The organism is Hydrogenophaga sp. GW823-FHT04C09 (genome assembly GCF_058796355.1).
In genome coordinates this window covers 115,329-132,056 of the sequence record NZ_JBXAIO010000001.1, presented here as the reverse complement: position 1 = coordinate 132,056, position 16,728 = coordinate 115,329, and the positions used below count along the sequence as shown (strand labels likewise).

The window sequence follows — 16,728 nt, the reverse complement described above, 5'->3', positions numbered from 1 at the left end:
TGAGTGGGGACATTTCGTGCGCTGGATCAAACGACTCTTTGCCTTGCTGTCGCTGCTGGTGGTGCTCGCCGCCGCGCTGGCCGCCTTCTATGCCTGGCGCAGCCTGCCGAAAACCGAGGGCAGCCTCAACCTGGGTGGGCTGTCCGCGCCGGTGAAGGTGCACCGCGACGCGAGCGACGTCACGCACATCCTGGCCGGCAAGCCGCACGACGCCTGGATGGCCATGGGCTACGTGCACGCGCAGGAGCGCGGCTGGCAACTGGAATTCAACCGCCGCATCATGCGCGGCACCTTGTCCGAGGTGCTGGGCCCGACCACGCTGGAGACCGACAAGCTCATGCGCACGCTGGGCATCCGGCAGGCCGCGCGCCAGCAACTGGAAACCCTGCCAGCCGAGGCCCGCGAAGCCCTGCAGGCCTACAGCGACGGCGTGAACGCCTTCTTCGCCCACAGCGAACAACTGCCTTCGCCCGAGTTCCTGCTGCTGGGCATCAGCCCGCGCGAAGAAGCGGCCGCGGGGCGCTACTGGGACCCGGTCGACTGCGTGGCCTGGTCGCTCATGATGGCGCTGGACCTGGGCGGCAACTGGGGCAACGAGTTCGCCCGGTTCACCGCGCTGGAGGCGATCGACACCCAGGCCCTGTGGGAGCTGTTCCCGCCGTACCCGGGCGAGCAGCCAGCGGCCACGGCCGACCTCGCCAAGCTCTACCGCGAACTGGGCGTCTACCGGGGCAAGCCGGTCACGACCTCGAAGGCCGAGGTGCCGGCCGCGTCCGGCATCGTCGCCTCGGCGCGCGGGCAGATCGGCGCGGACCTGCAGCGCTGGGCCGACGAGCTGGGCAACATCGAGGGCAAGGGCTCGAACAACTGGGTGGTCAACGGCTCGCGCACCGCCTCGGGCATGCCCTTGCTGGCCAACGACCCGCACCTGGGCCTGAGCGCGCCCGCCATCTGGTACTTCGCGCGGCTGCAGGCGCCCGATGCCGACGGCATCAAGGGCATGGACGTGATGGGCGCCACGCTGCCCGGCACGCCCTTCGTGGTGCTCGGCCGCACGCAGCAGGTGGCCTGGGGTTTCACCAACACCGGCCCGGATGTGCAGGACCTCTACCTCGAGCAGATCAACCCCGCCAACCCCGCGCAGTACCGCGTGCCGTCCCCCTCCGGGGAACCGGCCTGGGCCAACTTCGGCCTGCGCATGGAGACCATCCGGGTCAAGGGACAGCCCGACGTGAGCCACATGGTGCGCAGCACCCGCCACGGCCCGGTGCTGAGCGATGCGCAGGCGCGCCATGGCGAGGTGATGGACACCAGCCGCTTCGTGCTCGCGCTGCGCTGGACCGCGCTGGACGCCGACAACCGCAACGTGGTCGCCACCCTGGAGTCGAACCGCGCGCAATCGGTCGACGAACTCCAGAAGGCGTTCCGCGATTTCCATTCACCGATGCAGAGCGTGGTGATGGCCGACCGCACGGGGCGCATCGCCTACAAGGCCGCGGGCCGCGTGCCCCTGCGCGCGCCGGAGAACGACATCCGCGGCGTCGCACCGGCGCCGGGCTGGGACTTGCGCTACGACTGGGCCGGCTGGCTGCCCTACGAAGAGACGCCGCAGGACGATGGCGCGCGCGGCTGGATCGCCACCGCCAACCAGCGCATCCACGCCGCGGACTACCCGCATTTCCTGACCCAGGACTGGGCCGCGCCCTACCGCCAGGAGCGCATCGAAGCGATGCTGGCGCAGACCCCGAAGCACACGCTGGACTCGTTCCGCGCCATGCACGCCGACCAGCAATCGGCCGCCACGGTGCGCCTGCTGCCGTTCCTGCAGAAAGCCGCGTCGGACCACCCGCTGGCGGCGGCCGCGCAGGCCGCGCTGCGCGATTTCAAGGGCGAGATGCGCGCCGATGCCGCCGCGCCGCTGATCTACAGCGCCTGGGTTGATGCCTTCACGCGCCGCGTGGTGGGCGAGCGCGTGGGCCAGGCGCGCTTCGAAGGCATGTACGGCAAGCGCCTGTTCCGCAACGCGGTGGAAGGCATTCTGGAGCGCGACGACGCGAGCTGGTGCGGCGCGGCGGGTTGCGCGGCGGCCAGCGGCCTGGCCCTGACGGACGCCTTGAACAAGCTGCAGGCCGTGCACGGCAGCGACGTGGCCGCCTGGCGCTGGGGCGATGCCCACCCGGCGATCTCGGCCCACCGCCCGTTCGGCAACGTGAAGCCGCTGGCGGCGCTCTTCGACGTGCGCACGCCCACAGGGGGCGATCCCTTCACCGTCAACGTGGGGCAGTACCACCTGGACAAGGCCGATGCACCCTATGCCAACCGCCATGCGGCCAGCCTGCGCGCGGTCTACGATCTCGCGGACCTGGACAACTCGCGCTTCATCTACCAGACCGGGCAGAGCGGCAACGTGTTCTCGGGCCGCTACCGCGACATGAGCGACACCTGGGTGGCGGTGCAGTACCGCGTGCTGACGATGAAGCCGGCGCAGTGGCGCAGCACGCTGGAACTGCGGCCACCGGCCGCGCCCTGAGCCTCTTACTTCAGGTTGCCCGAGAGGAACTGCGCGAGCCGTTCGCTCTTGGGCCGGGCCAGCACCTCCTTGGGCACGCCCTGTTCCTCGATGCAGCCCTTGTGCAGAAAGATGAGGTGCGAGGACACCTCGCGCGCGAAGCCCATTTCGTGCGTCACCACCACCATGGTGCGGCCTTCCTCGGCCAGCAGCTTCATCACGCGCAGCACCTCGCCCACGAGTTCGGGGTCGAGCGCGCTGGTGGGTTCGTCGAACAGCATCACGTCCGGCTCCACCGCCAGCGCGCGGGCGATCGCCACGCGCTGCTGCTGGCCACCGCTCATGTGCGAGGGGTAGCGGTCTTCCACGCCTTTGAGGCCCACGCGCTCCAGGTAGCGGCGCGCGGTCTCCACCGCTTTTTCTTTCGGGATGCCCAGCACGTTGACCGGCGCCTCGATGATGTTCTGCAGCACCGTCATGTGGGCCCAGAGGTTGAAGTGCTGGAACACCATGGCCAGCTTGGTGCGCAGGCGCTGCAGCTGCGCGGCGTTGACCGCGCGCAGTTCGCCGTGGCGGTCGGCCTTGAGCTGCAGCTCTTCACCACCGAGCACGATGCGCCCGCTGTTGGGGTGCTCCAGCAGGTTGATGCAGCGCAGCAGCGTGCTCTTGCCCGAGCCCGAGCTGCCGATCAGGCTGATCACGTCGCCCGCATTGGCTTGCAGGGAGACGCCCTTGAGCACTTCGTTGGCGCCGAAGCGCTTGTGGATGTCCTGCACCTCCAGAAGAGGGCGGCCGGGCGTTCGGTTGGCGGTGGGTTCTGCAGTCATGTTCGATGCCCGATGAAAAGAAAAACTCAGGCGCCCAGCAGGTCGCCCGAGCGGAACGGCGTCTCGCCAGCGATCTTGCCGACCTCGCCGCCCGAAACCACATAACGTTCGCGCACGGCGGCGTACAGCACACCGGCCACCTCGGCGCGCACTTCGTGCACGCGCGCGGCCGCCGGGGCGGTGGGGTCGATGACCTCGGCCACCACGTCGCCCACCGCCAGGGTGGCGCCGGGCTGCACGAGAAAGACCAGCACACCGGGCACGGGCGAGCGCAGCGTCTGCGAACCCGCCAGCGGCGTGGGCTGGCAGGCCAGGGGCGGCAGCGTCGCCGGCGCGCCGGCATGCAGGACACCAGCGTGCGCCAGGAAGGCGAGGATGGCTTGCGCATCCTGGCGCGCGTGGTCGTGCGAGACATCCGCTTCGCCGCGCAGCTCCACCGTCGTGCTCGCGCAGGCCTGGGGCAGGGGAGCTTTGACGCCCGCGGCTTGCAAGGCGGCGGCCAGTTGCCACCAGAGACCGGAGAGGCGTTCGTCGAACGGCCCGCCGCCCGACTCTTTCGCCAGCAGCACGGCCTGGCAGCCCAGCAGGCGCGCCAGCGGTTCGAAGGGCGGCCAGCAGGCCTCCTCGCTGTACAGGTGCATGACGGCTTCGGTGTCGCAATGCAGGTCGAGCACCAGGTCGGCGTCGTGCGAGAGCAGCAGCAGCTGCCGGCGCTGGCTGTCGAGTTCGCTGGTCGCTTGCCACTGGTTCAGCCACTGGCCGACCAGCTGGCGCACGGTGGCCACATTGGCCTTCGCGTCCGCGCCCATGCGGGGGATGGCGTCGGTCAGCACGGCGGCGGCCATGTCGGGATAGTGCCGGTTGAAGTTCTGCGCGGTGTCGAACTCGAAGCGGCCCAGGGGCCGATGGTTCAGCCGCTGGCTCAGGCCGATCGGGTTGGCCGCCGGCACCAGAATCACCTCTCCCCGCAGCGGCCCGGCCTTCTCGGCGGCTTCCAGCTGCTGGCGCAGGTGGTGGGCGACCAGCATGCCGGGCAGTTCCTCGGCGTGCAGGCTGGCCTGGATGTAGACCTTGGGCCGGGCACCGGGCGTGCCGAAGTGGAACCCCACAAGGGTCTTCTGGCTGCCCAGGCTGGGGCTCAGCAGGGGGTACTCGATGCGTTGCATGGGGCGGCCTGGTTCTCGGCGCTCAATGCCCGCGCGGGGCCAGATGGGCCAGGAAACGCCTTTCGGCCAGCTTGAACATGCCCACCAGGCTGAACGTGATGGTGAGGTAGATCGCGGCCGCGAAGATGTAGGCCTCGAACGGCAGGTAGTAGTCGGAATAGATGCGGCTGGCGGCGGCGGTCACGTCCAGCATGGCCGGCACCGTGCTGGCCAGGCTGGTGGCGTGCAGCATCATCACCACCTCGTTGCTGTAGGCGGGCAGCGTGCGGCGCATGGCGCTGGGCAGGACGATGCGGCGCATGGCCATGGCCGGGCTCATGCCCATGGCCTGGGCGGCCTCGATCTCGCCCGCGGCGGTTTCGCGGATGGCGCCCGCCAGCATCTCGGCGGTGTAGCCCGCCGTGTTCAGGCTGAAGGCCAGCAGGGCGCAGAAGAACGGTTCCTTGAAATGCGTCCAGGGCCAGACGTCGTTCCAGCGCGCCTGGATCCAGTCCAGCTGCGCCAGGCCGTAGTAGATGAGGTAGAGCTGGATCAGCAGCGGCGTCCCGCGGATCACATAGGTGTAGGCGCCGACGACCCAGCGCAGCGGCGCGATGGAACTGGTGAGGGCCAGCGCGAACAGCAGGGCGAGCACCGCGCCCACGCCCAGCGAGGACAGCAGCAGCCACAAGGTGGTGATCAGGCCCTCGCCGTACATGGCGAGGTTGGCGGGCTGGAAGATGACTTCCCACTTCATGTGCGGGTGTCCATCAGGTGTGGGCGCGTTTCACGCCGAGGCTGAAGCGCCGTTCCAGCCGGCGCAGCGCCCAGAGCGACACCGAGGTGTAGATCAGGAACAGCGCGGCGGCGAACAGGAAGAAGGTGAAGGGCTCGCGGGTGGCCGCGCTGGCCTGCTTGGCCAGGTAGGTCATTTCCTTCAGGCCGATCAGGCTGATCAGCGCGGTGGCCTTGATCAGCACCAGCCAGTTGTTGGTGAAGCCGGGCAGGGCGTAGCGCACCATCTGCGGCGCGGTGATGCGCAGGAAGGTGCGCACCGGCCCCATGCCGAAGGCCCAGGCGGCTTCCATCTGGCCCTTCGGAATCGAAAGGATGGCGCCCCGGAAGGTCTCGGTCATGTAGGCGCCGTAGATGAACCCGATGGTGAGCACACCGGCGAGGAAGGGATTGATGTCCACCGACCCCTTGCTGCCCGACGCAGCCAGCAGGTGGTTGAGACCGATGGTGCCGCCGTAGAAGATCAGCAGCATCAGCACCAGCTCGGGGATGCCCCGAACCAGCGTGGTGTAGACGGTGGCCAGCCCCACCAGGAGGGGGCGGCCGGAGAGCTTGGCCACCGCGCCCAGCAGGCCCAGCAGGATGGCCACCAGCAAGGCGGCCAGGGAAACGCCCACCGTGAGGAGGGCGCCCTGCAGGATCGAGGCGAAGTAGCCGGACAAAACGGGGACGGCTTAGTTGCCGTACACGTCGAAGTCGAAGTACTTCTTGGCGACCGTGTCGTAGACGCCGTTGGAGCGGATGGCCTTGATGGCCGCGTTGAGTTCGTCCTTGAGCGCGGTCTCGCCCTTGCGCAGCGCCACGCCCACGCCGGTGCCGTAGTACTTGGCCTCGTTCAGCACGGGGCCGACGAAGCCGTAACCCGCGCCTTCGGGCTTGCGCAGGAAACCGCCATTGACTTCCACCTGGTCGGCCACGGTGCCATCCAGACGGCCGGACTTGATGTCGAGGTAGACCTGGTCCTGGGCTTCGTAGGGGACGATGCTCACGCCCGCGGGCTTGAGTTCACCCATGGCGTACTTCTCTTGCGTGCTGCCCTTGAGCACGCCGATCTTCTTGCCCTTGAGCGAAGCCGGGTCGGTGTAGGCCGTGCCGGTCTTGACCACGATGCGGCTGGGGGTGAAGTAGTACTTGTCCGTGAAGTCCACGACCTGCAGGCGCTCTTCGGTGATGGACATGGAGCTGATGATCGCGTCGTACTTCTTGGCTTGCAGGCCGGGGATCATGCTGTCCCACACCTGTTCGACGTACACGCACTTGCGCTTGATCTGGTTGCACAGTGCTTCGGCGATGTCGACGTCGAAGCCCGTGGGCTTGCCGTCGGCGGTCTTGAAGGTGAAGGGTTCGTAGGTCGGGTCGATCGCCACCTTGAGTTCCGGCATCTCGGCCGGGGCGGGAGCGGCGGCGGGTGCCGCAGCGGGGGCGGCCGGGGCGGCTTCGGGCGCCGGCGTTTCGGATTTTCCGCAACCAACCAAGGCGGCGGCGCCAATCAGGCTCAGGGAAAGGAAGAGGTTCTTCATGAAATGTCTTTCGTTTGAACGCCGCTGAATGCGGCAGTGACGGGCTTTCACATTGTAAATCTGGGCCCATCGGCAGACGGACGGGCGATCCCGGTGTTTCCCCGTATAGCCATAGCAACAACCGAGCCGGCCCATGTTGGTGCGTCCGGGTCCTGCATCCGCGCGCAGTTTATTTTTCATAAATGAGAATCAGTCGCATTTATGGGGTACACTGCATGCACTGACCACCCAGGAGCCGATGCCATGCAGACCTTGTCGATCACCCGTCCGCTGTTGCGCGTGCCGCGACGTGTTGCCGCCGTGTCCGCTGTCGATGCGGACGAGGCGCAGACCCAGGTCGCGCCGAGCGTGCTCGATGGGCTTTCGAGCATCGACAGCCTGTCGCTGCTGCAGGGTGGCAAGTGCGTGCAGATCGCGCACAACGGATCGATGTACAAGCTGCAATCCACCAAGCTGGGCAAGCTGATCCTGACCAAATAGTTTTTTTCGTGGGGCGACCCTGAGGCTTGGTTCTCAGGTGTCGTTTTTGCTAGCCATCGGTGATGCCGGCCAGCCATGCATTTTTTCCCCCGCTGAGTTCAAGCAGAATCCGGATGTCCCGCCCCAAGACATCCGAGGAACCATGACAGATTCCACTGCTTCCTTTCTGGCCGCTCGCGATTTCCTGCTCACCCACCGACTGGACTACGAGCGCGCCTACCGCGATTTCCAGTGGCCCGTGCTGGGCGAGTTCAACTGGGCGCTGGACCACTTCGACGCGATGGCGCGCGGCAACGGCGCCACCGCCCTGCACATCGTGGGCGACGACGGCAGCGAGGTGAAACGATCCTTCTCGCAGATGGCCGAGCGTTCGTCGCAGGTGGCCAACCACCTGCGCGCCATCGGCGTGCAGCGGGGCGACCGCATCCTGCTCATGCTTGGCAACGAGCTGGCGCTGTGGGAGGTGATGCTCGCGGCGATGAAACTGGGTGCCGTGCTGATCCCGGCCACCGCCTTGCTGACCGCCGACGACCTGCGCGACCGGCTGGAGCGCGGCCAGGTGCGGCACGTGGTCGCGGCCAGCGCGCAGACGGGCAAGTTCGACGGCCTCGCGGGCGACTACACGCGCATCAGCGTGGGGGAGGGCGTGGCCGGTTGGCTGCGCTTCGAGGACGCGGCGCAGGCCGCCACGGCCTTCACGCCCGATGGCCCCACGCGCGCCACCGACCCGCTGCTGCTGTACTTCACCTCCGGCACCACGTCCAAGCCCAAGCTGGTGCTGCACACGCACCAGAGTTACCCCGTCGGGCACCTGGCCACCATGTACTGGATCGGCCTGCTGCCGGGTGACGTGCACCTGAACATCTCGTCGCCGGGCTGGGCCAAGCACGCCTGGAGCTGCTTCTTCGCGCCCTGGAACGCCGGGGCCTGCATCTTCATCTTCAACTACGCGCGCTTCGACGCCCCCGGCCTGCTGTCCGTGCTGGAACGCCACCGCGTGACCAGCCTGTGCGCGCCGCCGACGGTGTGGCGCATGCTGATCCAGGAAGACCTGGCGGCGCGGCGCGAGCGCCTGAGCCTGCGCGAACTCATTGGCGCCGGCGAGCCGCTCAACCCCGAGATCATCGAACAGGTGCGCGCCGCGTGGGGCCTGGACCTGCGCGACGGCTATGGCCAGACCGAAACCACGGCGCAGGTGGGCAACCCGCCGGGCCAGTTGCTCAAGCCGGGCTCCATGGGGCGGCCTCTGCCTGGTTACCGCATCGAGCTGCTCGACGTGGACGGACAAGCCGCGAGCGAAGGCGAGGTGTCGCTGCCGCTGGCGCAGCGACCGCTGGGCCTGATGGCGGGTTACCAGGGCAGCGAGTCGCAGAACAGCAGCGCGATGCGCGACGGTCACTACCACACGGGCGACATCGCCCAGCGCGATGCCGACGGCTACATCACCTTCGTGGGCCGCGCCGACGACGTGTTCAAGGCCTCGGACTACCGCATCAGCCCCTTCGAGCTGGAAAGCGCCTTGATGGAGCACGAGGCGGTGATGGAGGTGGCCGTGGTGCCCAGCCCCGATCCGGTGCGCCTCGCGGTGCCCAAGGCCTACCTGATCCTGCGACCCGGGGTGGTGGCCAGCCCGGAACTGGCGCAGGCCCTCTTTGCGTTCTCGCGCGAGCACCTCGCGCCGTACAAGCGCATCCGGCGGCTGGAGTTCGTGCAGGAACTGCCCAAGACCGTGTCGGGCAAGATCCGGCGCGTGCAGTTGCGCACCGAAGAGGCCCAGCGGGTGGCCGCGGGCTCGCGCGGCGGGCAGGCCTTTCAGGAAGACGATTTCCCGGCGCGCGCCCAGCGCTGACCCTCAATGCCGGCGCGAATGGGCCGGCAGCAGGTGGAGTTCGGTCGTGGCGTCCTGCGCCAGCACCACCGTGTAGCTGCGGCGGTTCTCGCCGGTCAGCGCGGTGACGTGGTAGGTGCCCGTCGGCAGCACCATGTCGATCAGAGGGGCGCCCGCGTTGGTGAGGGTGAGCAGACGGCGCCCCGGCAGATCGTGGATTTCCAGCGTGGGCAGGGCCCGGTCAGCGGGGGGCGCGCCGCGCACCCGCGCCAGCATGCGCCGCCACAGGACGGGCACGGACCAGCGGGTCTCGTCGGCACAGGCGTGGATCAGCAGCCGCGATCGGGTGTCCTGGCCTTCTGCGAGGGTGTCGGCATCCATCATGGGCGCATCTTGGTCCTTGGGCTGCCGAGCCATGTGTCGCGGTCCGGGTGCTTGTGTGCCATCTGACACAAAGGCGGACAGACCCGCCCGTCAGGGGATCAGTTCGGCGAGGGTGCGAGCGAGTTCGTCGCGCCGCAGGGGTTTCATCAGAACGCGGGTCACGCCCGAGTCGCTGGCGCGGCGGGCCAGCAGCGCCCCGCCGTAGCCACTGACGAGCACCACCGGCAGTTGCAGCGAGCGCGCCCGCAAGGTGCTGGCGAACTGTGTGCCGCTCAGGCCGGGCATGCGTTCATCGGTGATCACGGCGGCATACCGCTGCGGCGCCTCGGTCACCGCCTGCAGCGCGTCGCCGGCATCGTCAAAGCACACGGGCTCGTAACCCAGGCCCGTCAGCATCTCCTGGGCCAGCGCCAGCAGCCCCGGTTCGTCGTCCACCACCAGCAGGCGTTGGCCGGCGCCGGCGGGCACGGGCGTGGAAGCCGCGGTCGATTCGGGAACGGCGTCGGTGCATTCGGGCAGGTAGAGCGTGAAGCGCGCACCCTGGCCCGGCTGGCTGTCGACGTCGATCCCGCCGCCGAACTCCGCCACCACGCCGAAGACCACCGCCAGGCCCAGCCCCGTGCCGCCCTGGGTGCCGCGCGCGGAGAAGAACGGCTCGAACAGGTGCTCCATGACCTCGGGCGTGATGCCCACGCCCTGGTCGGTCACGCCCAGCGCCAGGTAGTCGCCAGCGGGTAGCGGCGAGTGGGACAGCACCTGGGGCGTGGTGACCTGCCGGCGCTCGAGCTGGACGCTGAGCATGCCGCCATCGGGCATGGCCTGCATGGCGTTGGTGCACAGGTTCATGACCGCCTCGAAGACCTGTGTCGCGTCGCCGCGCAGCCGCGCGCCGGGCGCGGCGAGCATCCGTTCCAGCACCACCCCCGGACGCAGCGAGGCGGTCAGCAGCGTCAGCACCTCCTCGACCACCGGCTCCAGCTCGAAGACGGCCGAGGTGCGCGCGCCGCCCCGGCTGAACGAGAGGATGCGTTCGATCAGCAACTGGCCGCGCTGGGCGGCCTGCAGCACCTTGTCCAGGTGCCGGGCCTGGTCGCTGCCGGGCGCGGCGGCGTCCTGCGCCATTTCCCCGTACCCGACGATGCCGGCCAGCACGTTGTTGAAGTCGTGCGAGACGCCGCCGGCCAGGGCGCCCAGGGCCTCGAGCCGGCTGGTGCGGGCCAGTTGCACCTGAAGGGCTTGCTGCGCCGCCAGCCGCTGCCGTTCGGACCGCGTCACGAAGTGCACCGCTGCTGCCATGGTGACCAGCAGGAAGGCCAGCGCGGCGATGGCCAGCTGCAGCGCGCCACGCCAGCCCTGAAGCACGGCGGCGAGTTCCCGGGACACCACGACATCCAGGCCGTAGCGCGGCACCCGGTGCGAGCCGACCAGGTGCTCGCTGCCATCGCTGAAGCGCTGCCTGGCCAGGCGAGGGCGCTGCGCCAGTCCGGCCTCATCGGCTCGCAGCAGCCCGACGTTGACCCCCGCGAGCAGCGCGCCATCGCGGCGGAAGATGGCCATGCGCGCGTCGGCCGCGGGCAGGGCCACGCCAAAGGCGCCCAGCAACTGGTTGGCCGGCATGGCGGCGACGATCCAGCCGCCCGGGTGGCCGTGCACGGCGCCCACGCGAAACGCCAGCGCGACCTGCGCCTGCGACCCCCCGGCCGGCACGAAGGGCTGGCTCAGGGCGGTGGCCCCTTCGGCGAGCGAGTCCAGCCGTGGCAGGAAGGTCTGCAGGTCCGGCGGGGCCGTGGCCTCGGACGAGGCGATCGGCGCCTGGTCCTTGTCCAGCAGCCAGAGCGTGGTCACCAGCGGCATCAGGGCCGCTCGCGTCTGCAGCGCCTGGACGGTCTGGCTGTCCACCGTGGGCAGTCGGCGCCGGCCGAGTTCCAGGGCCAATGCCTGCAAACCCTCTTCGGCGCCCTGCAAGCCGCGATCGAGTTCGTCGGTCAGCGCCAGGGAGAGCAGGGCCATTTCCCGTCCCTGGCTCTCCAGTGCGCTGCGGTGCAACTGCCAGAGCGCCAGCGAGGTGACCGCCACCAGCAGCAACCACAGCGCCAGTGCGAACAGCCACGGGAGGCCCGAGGCTCGCGGTCGGAAGGTGGTGTCAGGGGTCGATCGGTTCAACGAGGCACCTGTGCGCATGGGTGTCCAGTATGCGCCGCCGCGTGTCCCGAGCGGTGGCTTGCGCTACATTGGGCGCCACACGATGAGCACCACCACCGTTCCCCACATTCTCGTGATCGACGATGACGCGGACGTGCGCGACCTGGTGGTCGAGTACCTCAGCAAGAACGACATGCGCGTGAGCGCCGGGTGTTCGGGGGCGGAGATGTTCGCGCTGTTCGACCGCGAGGCCATCGACCTCGTGTTGCTGGACCTCAGGTTGCCCGGCGAGGACGGCATGCTGCTGGCCCGCGCCTTGCGCGAACGGGCCACCGTGCCCATCGTGTTGTTGACCGGGCGCAGCGAGGAGGCCGATCGCGTCATGGGCCTGGAGCTGGGCGCGGACGACTACGTCACCAAACCGTTCAGCCCCCGCGAGCTGCTCGCTCGCGTGCGCGCGGTGCTGCGCCGCTACCAGGTGCAGGCCACGCTGCCCGAGCGCGACAACACGCGGCGCGCCTACCGCTTTTCGGGCTGGGAGCTGAACCTGCGCACCCGCCGCCTGGTGTCGCCGGCGGGCCAGTCGGTGGAGCTGTCCAACGGCGAATTCAGCCTGCTCAACGCGCTGTGCCGGGCGCCGCGGCGCGTGCTGAGCCGCGATCAGTTGTTGTCGATGTCGCGCCTGCATGAAGCCGAGGTCTACGACCGCACGATCGACGTGCAGATCCGCCGCCTGCGCCTCAAGATCGAAGCCGACGCCACCAACCCCACGCTGATCCTCACCGAGCGCGGCGCGGGCTACCTGCTGGCCAGCGAGGTCGAGACGCTGTTCTGATTCACGCGGGTGCGTCGTCGTCGCCGATCACGAGTTGCGTGGCGCTCGCGTAGCGGTGCGGCGGCACCTCGAGGTTGCTCGGTGCCGGCTTGTTCTTGAACACCCGTCCCGCGCCATCGAAGGTCGAGCCGTGGCAGGGGCAGAAGAAACCACCGGGCCAGTCGGCGGGCAGGCCGGGATTGCCGGTGCCTGCCGGCACCGAGGTGGGCGAGCAGCCCAGGTGGGTGCAGATGCCCACGGCGACGAAGAACTCGGGCTTGATCGAACGGGCCGGATTCCGGGCATAGGCGGGCTGCTGGTTGCGGTTCGACTGCGGGTCGGCCAGCTCGGCGTCGTGGCCCTGCAGCGCGGCCACCATCTCGGCCGTGCGGTGCACGACCCACACCGGTTTGCCCCGCCACTCGACGATGGTGGTGGCCCCGGGAGCCAGGGTCGAGACATCGACCTCCACCGGCCCGCCGGCCGCCTTGGCCCGCTCGCTCGGGGCGAACGACGCGGCGAACGGGTAGGCCGCGACCACCGCCGCCGCGCCACCCAGGCTGGCGGTGGTCACCATCCAGATGCGCCGTTGGGGGTCGGTGGGCATGGTGGGGTTCCTCGGGGTTCCAGGAGGGAGCCTGGACATGAGGGGATACTGCGCTTGCCCGGCCTGGGCGGTATTGCATGGAGCGCAAAGGCAGATGACAAGTGACATGTTGCCCAGCCATTGGCTGACACTGCACGGCCTCGCCGTCTCGTTGGCGGTCCTGGTCTACGTCTTCAGCTCGCACGCGATGCGCCAGCGCAGGCCGCCCGCGTCGGCGATCGCCTGGGTCCTGTTCATCGTGCTGCTGCCCTATGTGGCCCTGCCGGCGTTCCTGCTGCTCGGTTCGCGCAAGCTCGCCCGACCGGCCTCCCTCGCGGGCACCGCGCCGCGCCCACTGGCCTCGGGCGATGGCTGGGCGGCCGGCACCATCGTCTCGCTCGGACAGCCCGCACCCGCCGCCTACCGCGACCTGCGGCTGCACCGCGATGGCCGCCAAGCCCAGGAGGCCTTGATGCGCACGATCGACGGCGCGCAGGCCACCCTCGATCTGTGCACCTTCATCCTGGGGCGTGAGGGGCCGGGGCAGGCGGTGGTCGACCGCTTGACGGCCAAGGCCGGGCAGGGCGTTCGCGTGCGCCTGCTGCTCGACGGCATGGGCAGCCTGATGCAGCGTCCCCCGAGCCTCGACCGCCTGACCCGCGCGGGGGCCGAGTTCGTGCGCTTCGTGCCGCCGCTGCGCTCGCCGATCCGGGGGCGCACCAACCTGCGCGACCACCGCAAGATGCTGATCGCCGACGCGGGCCTGCCCTCGGCCCGCCTGTGGTGCGGTGGCCGCAACCTGGCCGCCGAGTACTTCATGGGTTCAGCCGGGCAGGCGCCCTGGCGCGATCTGAGCTTCGACCTGGGCGGTGCGCTGGTGCAGCAGGCGAGCGAGCTGTTCGAACACGACTGGCGCTTCGCCCGGGACCTGCCGTCCCTTCCGCGCGAAGTCCTCCACGCCAGCGCGCAGGCCGGGGAAGGTGCCCAGCTCGTCGCCTCGGGGCCGGACCAGGCGGACGACACCGTGCTGGCGCTGCTGCTGACGGCGGCCTACCGGGCGAAGGCCCGCATCGCCCTGGCCACACCGTACTTCGTGCCCGACGCGGCGCTGCTGATGGCGCTGTGCCTGGCCGCGCGGCGCGGTGTGGTGGTCGACCTGCTGGTGCCCGCCCGCTCCAACCACCGGCTCTCGGACATGGCGCGGGGCCGGGCCTTGCGCTCGCTGGCCCAGGCCGGCGGCCGGATCTGGCTCGCGCCCGGGATGATGCACGCCAAGCTCGCGGTGTTCGATCAGACGCTGGCCCTGTGCGGCTCGGCCAATCTGGACAGCCGCAGCCTGTTGCTGAACTACGAGCTGATGTGCGCCTTCCACCCGCCGGCCGACGTGCAGCGGTTCGCCGACTGGTTCGACCAGGAGCGCGGCACGGCACAGCCCTACGTGGCCACCGCACCCGGGCTCGCGCGCGACATCGCCGAAGGCATGCTGCTGTGGCTGGGGTTCCAGCTCTGATCCCCGCGATTGCAAGTGAAATGTGCCAACGGGTGGATTGACACCGGCGAAGCACACCGGGCCACCAGCATCGGAACCGTGGTTGACGAAACGCAGCATCGACCGCAATCCAAGACCGCTGCGAACCTGGAGCTTCGAATGAAATTACGTACCGTCCTCATCACCGCCGCGATTGCCGCCATGGGGGCCAGCGCTTTTGCGCAAAGCACCATGGACAGTTCGCCCAAACCCGCCATGCCAAGCCCGGCGGCCGCCCCCGTGACCACCGCGATGCCCAAGACCATGCCGGCCGAAAAGCACAAGGCCGCCAAGGCCCCGCACAAGAAGCACGTGGCCAAGAAGGCGACACACAAGCAGAAGGCCATGCCGACCGAGCAGAAAGCCGCGGGCTGACGCACGCAACGGGGTGGGGCGCCGGCAGCGCCCCGCCGCGCCCCACCATGCCACGGCGCCGCAAATGACATTTGTCATCTGCGGCGTTGTCGTTTGCAACCTCCCGTTCCCACGCCCGCCGCAGAGTGAACCTCATCCCAACCACCGACCAGAAAGGCCGAACATGTCCAACAACCTCCCCGCGCTCCTGCTCGTTGATGCGATGGTCGGCGCCACGGCCTACACCCCCCCGCTGCACGAGTCGGGTGCTGTGCCGCTGTCGATGCAAGCCATGGACCATGTCCGGCGGGCGCAGGTCGACGTCTATTGCAGCCACGACAGCCTGGCCATCTCGGCCATCCGCGAGGCCCGCCGCGCGCTGCATGCCACGTCCGCCGTGGGTGTGGCCGATGCCCTGGTCGCGCTGGACGAGGCGTCCTGGTTCATCCGCCACCACGAGTTCCTGCGCGCGGAGGAGGCCCTGGAAACGGCGCTGGACCTCATGCGAGCCCTGTCAGGCCGGGTCTCATGAACCCGACGACCGAGCCGTCCGCAGGCGGCGGCGATCCACGCCAGGCCCCGAATGGCAGGGCCATCCCGGAGCTGGTCGCCGAGGTGTACGACACCGCGCTGCCGGCCGAACGCGGCCACATGCTGGAACAGTTGCTGCGCCCTCTGGGCGTGCTGTCGCTGGTGGCGATCGCCGACGGCGTCTTCGCGAAGATCCGTTTTCGCGGTGGCTGGCAGGAGTTCCACGTGCGGCTGGAGGACATCCCCAACGTGCAATCCGCCGACATCGTGGCGCTGGTCGATCACGCACAGCAGGTCAGCGTCGAAGCGGTCGATGGCCTGGCGCGGCTGGTGCTCATGTCTCCCGGCCTTTCGGGTTCGGCCGCGGCCATGGTGCTCGTGGGCCTGCTGCTGCAGCGCTCGCGCCAACGCCGCGTGGAAGGTGCCCGCGACCAAGCCGGGTCAGAACGAGACGCCTAGGGCCTCGCCTGTTCTATAAATAATCAGACGCGGCGGTTTATTATTGGGATTCGACCCCCAATGAAAGACCGCCATGAATGTGCTGATCGTCTATGCCCACCCGGAACCCCGGTCCTTCGGAAAGGCGCTGCTCGACCGCTCCGTCCAGACCTTGCAGGCCTGCGGGCACCAAGTCGTCGTGTCCGACCTGTACGCGATGGGTTTCAACCCCGTGGCGACGGGCGATGACTTCACCGAGCGGCGCTTCCCCGATGCCTTGCAGTACGACCGCGAGCAGAAGCAGTCCTCGCAGCGCCAGACCTTCACGCCCGACATCCAGGCCGAGCTCGACAAGCTGCTGGCCTGCGACCTGTTGATCCTGCAGTTCCCGCTGTGGTGGTTCTCGGTGCCCGCGATCCTCAAGGGCTGGATCGACCGCGTGTTCGTCAACGGCACCGTGTACGGTGCGGGCGGCAAACGCTTCGACAACGGCGGGCTCAAGGGGCGCAAGGCCATGCTGGCCTTCACCACCGGCTGCTTCCCCGACATGATGGAGGCCGACGGCCTGCTGGGGCAGCGCGACGTGATCCTGTGGCACCTGCAGCACGGCACCTTCGGCTACGGCGGCCTGCAGGTGCTGCCGCCCTTCGTGGGCTTCTCCATCCAGTACACCGACGAGGCCCAGCGGCACGCCTACCTCGACGCCTACGAGGCACGGTTGCGCGGCATCGAGCATGAAGAGGTGATGCCCTCGCACCCCCTGGCCGACTTCGGCCCCGACTGGCGGCTCAAACCCGGGATCGCTCCGCGCACGGCCGGGCACCGCCGACTGTCCACGGAGGCCTGA

Annotated in this window: 17 protein-coding genes; 9 read left to right on the top strand and 8 right to left on the bottom strand. The window is 69.2% G+C overall.

Annotated elements, in window-relative coordinates; genetic code table 11:
- Positions 1–16: 16 nt before the first annotated feature.
- Positions 17–2,530 (top strand): penicillin acylase family protein, encoded by a 2,514-nt coding sequence (locus AC1Q9M_RS00690; protein WP_382324702.1) that lies wholly within the window; start codon positions 17–19, stop codon positions 2,528–2,530.
- Between the two features lie 5 nt (positions 2,531–2,535).
- On the opposite strand, the gene AC1Q9M_RS00685 is transcribed toward AC1Q9M_RS00690, so the two are convergent.
- The 5 genes from AC1Q9M_RS00685 to AC1Q9M_RS00665 are packed head-to-tail and all read right to left on the bottom strand — an operon-like array spanning position 2,536 to position 6,796.
- Positions 2,536–3,336, bottom strand: a complete 801-nt coding sequence (locus AC1Q9M_RS00685; protein ID WP_382324704.1) for an ABC transporter ATP-binding protein — start codon at positions 3,334–3,336, stop codon at positions 2,536–2,538.
- Positions 3,337–3,362: 26 nt separating this feature from the next.
- Positions 3,363–4,502 (bottom strand): succinylglutamate desuccinylase/aspartoacylase family protein, encoded by a 1,140-nt coding sequence (locus AC1Q9M_RS00680; RefSeq protein ID WP_382158117.1) that lies wholly within the window; start codon positions 4,500–4,502, stop codon positions 3,363–3,365.
- 22 nt (positions 4,503–4,524) lie between these two features.
- Complete coding sequence (locus AC1Q9M_RS00675; RefSeq protein ID WP_291118681.1) at positions 4,525–5,238, bottom strand: ABC transporter permease; 714 nt, start codon at positions 5,236–5,238, stop codon at positions 4,525–4,527.
- 13 nt (positions 5,239–5,251) lie between these two features.
- Complete coding sequence (locus AC1Q9M_RS00670) at positions 5,252–5,938, bottom strand: ABC transporter permease (RefSeq protein ID WP_291118723.1); 687 nt, start codon at positions 5,936–5,938, stop codon at positions 5,252–5,254.
- A 12-nt stretch (positions 5,939–5,950) separates the two neighbouring features.
- The gene (locus AC1Q9M_RS00665; RefSeq protein WP_444686521.1) at positions 5,951–6,796 is read right to left on the bottom strand and encodes an ABC transporter substrate-binding protein; all 846 of its coding nucleotides are present in this window, start codon (positions 6,794–6,796) and stop codon (positions 5,951–5,953) included.
- Between the two features lie 243 nt (positions 6,797–7,039).
- On the opposite strand from AC1Q9M_RS00665, the gene hemP reads away from it, so the two are divergent.
- Complete coding sequence (gene hemP, locus AC1Q9M_RS00660; RefSeq protein WP_382324706.1) at positions 7,040–7,276, top strand: hemin uptake protein HemP; 237 nt, start codon at positions 7,040–7,042, stop codon at positions 7,274–7,276.
- 142 nt (positions 7,277–7,418) lie between these two features.
- The gene (locus AC1Q9M_RS00655; RefSeq protein WP_492431925.1) at positions 7,419–9,125 is read left to right on the top strand and encodes an AMP-binding protein; all 1,707 of its coding nucleotides are present in this window, start codon (positions 7,419–7,421) and stop codon (positions 9,123–9,125) included.
- A 3-nt stretch (positions 9,126–9,128) separates the two neighbouring features.
- On the opposite strand, the gene AC1Q9M_RS00650 is transcribed toward AC1Q9M_RS00655, so the two are convergent.
- Both AC1Q9M_RS00650 and AC1Q9M_RS00645 read right to left on the bottom strand, forming a co-directional pair.
- The gene (locus tag AC1Q9M_RS00650) at positions 9,129–9,488 is read right to left on the bottom strand and encodes a hypothetical protein (RefSeq protein WP_382324709.1); all 360 of its coding nucleotides are present in this window, start codon (positions 9,486–9,488) and stop codon (positions 9,129–9,131) included.
- Between the two features lie 90 nt (positions 9,489–9,578).
- The gene (locus tag AC1Q9M_RS00645; RefSeq protein ID WP_492431923.1) at positions 9,579–11,669 is read right to left on the bottom strand and encodes an ATP-binding protein; all 2,091 of its coding nucleotides are present in this window, start codon (positions 11,667–11,669) and stop codon (positions 9,579–9,581) included.
- Positions 11,670–11,733: 64 nt separating this feature from the next.
- Between AC1Q9M_RS00645 and AC1Q9M_RS00640 the strand changes: the two genes are divergently transcribed.
- Positions 11,734–12,465, top strand: a complete 732-nt coding sequence (locus AC1Q9M_RS00640) for a response regulator (RefSeq protein ID WP_382324713.1) — start codon at positions 11,734–11,736, stop codon at positions 12,463–12,465.
- A gap of 1 nt (position 12,466) precedes the next feature.
- Here the strand turns inward: AC1Q9M_RS00640 and petA are convergent, their stop codons facing one another.
- Complete coding sequence (petA, locus tag AC1Q9M_RS00635) at positions 12,467–13,051, bottom strand: ubiquinol-cytochrome c reductase iron-sulfur subunit (RefSeq protein ID WP_382324715.1); 585 nt, start codon at positions 13,049–13,051, stop codon at positions 12,467–12,469.
- 106 nt (positions 13,052–13,157) lie between these two features.
- On the opposite strand from petA, the gene AC1Q9M_RS00630 reads away from it, so the two are divergent.
- The 5 genes from AC1Q9M_RS00630 (at position 13,158) to AC1Q9M_RS00610 (ending at position 16,728) form a co-directional block, all read left to right on the top strand.
- Positions 13,158–14,540: a phospholipase D-like domain-containing protein gene (locus tag AC1Q9M_RS00630; protein ID WP_444686525.1), complete on the top strand. Its 1,383-nt coding sequence runs from the start codon at positions 13,158–13,160 to the stop codon at positions 14,538–14,540.
- 138 nt (positions 14,541–14,678) lie between these two features.
- Positions 14,679–14,933, top strand: a complete 255-nt coding sequence (locus AC1Q9M_RS00625) for a hypothetical protein (RefSeq protein ID WP_492431920.1) — start codon at positions 14,679–14,681, stop codon at positions 14,931–14,933.
- A 163-nt stretch (positions 14,934–15,096) separates the two neighbouring features.
- Positions 15,097–15,444 (top strand): hypothetical protein, encoded by a 348-nt coding sequence (locus tag AC1Q9M_RS00620; RefSeq protein ID WP_382158100.1) that lies wholly within the window; start codon positions 15,097–15,099, stop codon positions 15,442–15,444.
- Positions 15,441–15,902, top strand: coding sequence for a hypothetical protein (locus AC1Q9M_RS00615; protein WP_492431918.1), 462 nt, complete (start codon positions 15,441–15,443; stop codon positions 15,900–15,902). The genes AC1Q9M_RS00620 and AC1Q9M_RS00615 overlap by 4 nt, the downstream gene beginning before the upstream one ends.
- A 73-nt stretch (positions 15,903–15,975) precedes the next feature.
- A complete protein-coding gene (locus AC1Q9M_RS00610; RefSeq protein WP_444686527.1) occupies positions 15,976–16,728 on the top strand; it encodes an NAD(P)H-dependent oxidoreductase in 753 nt (250 codons plus the stop codon).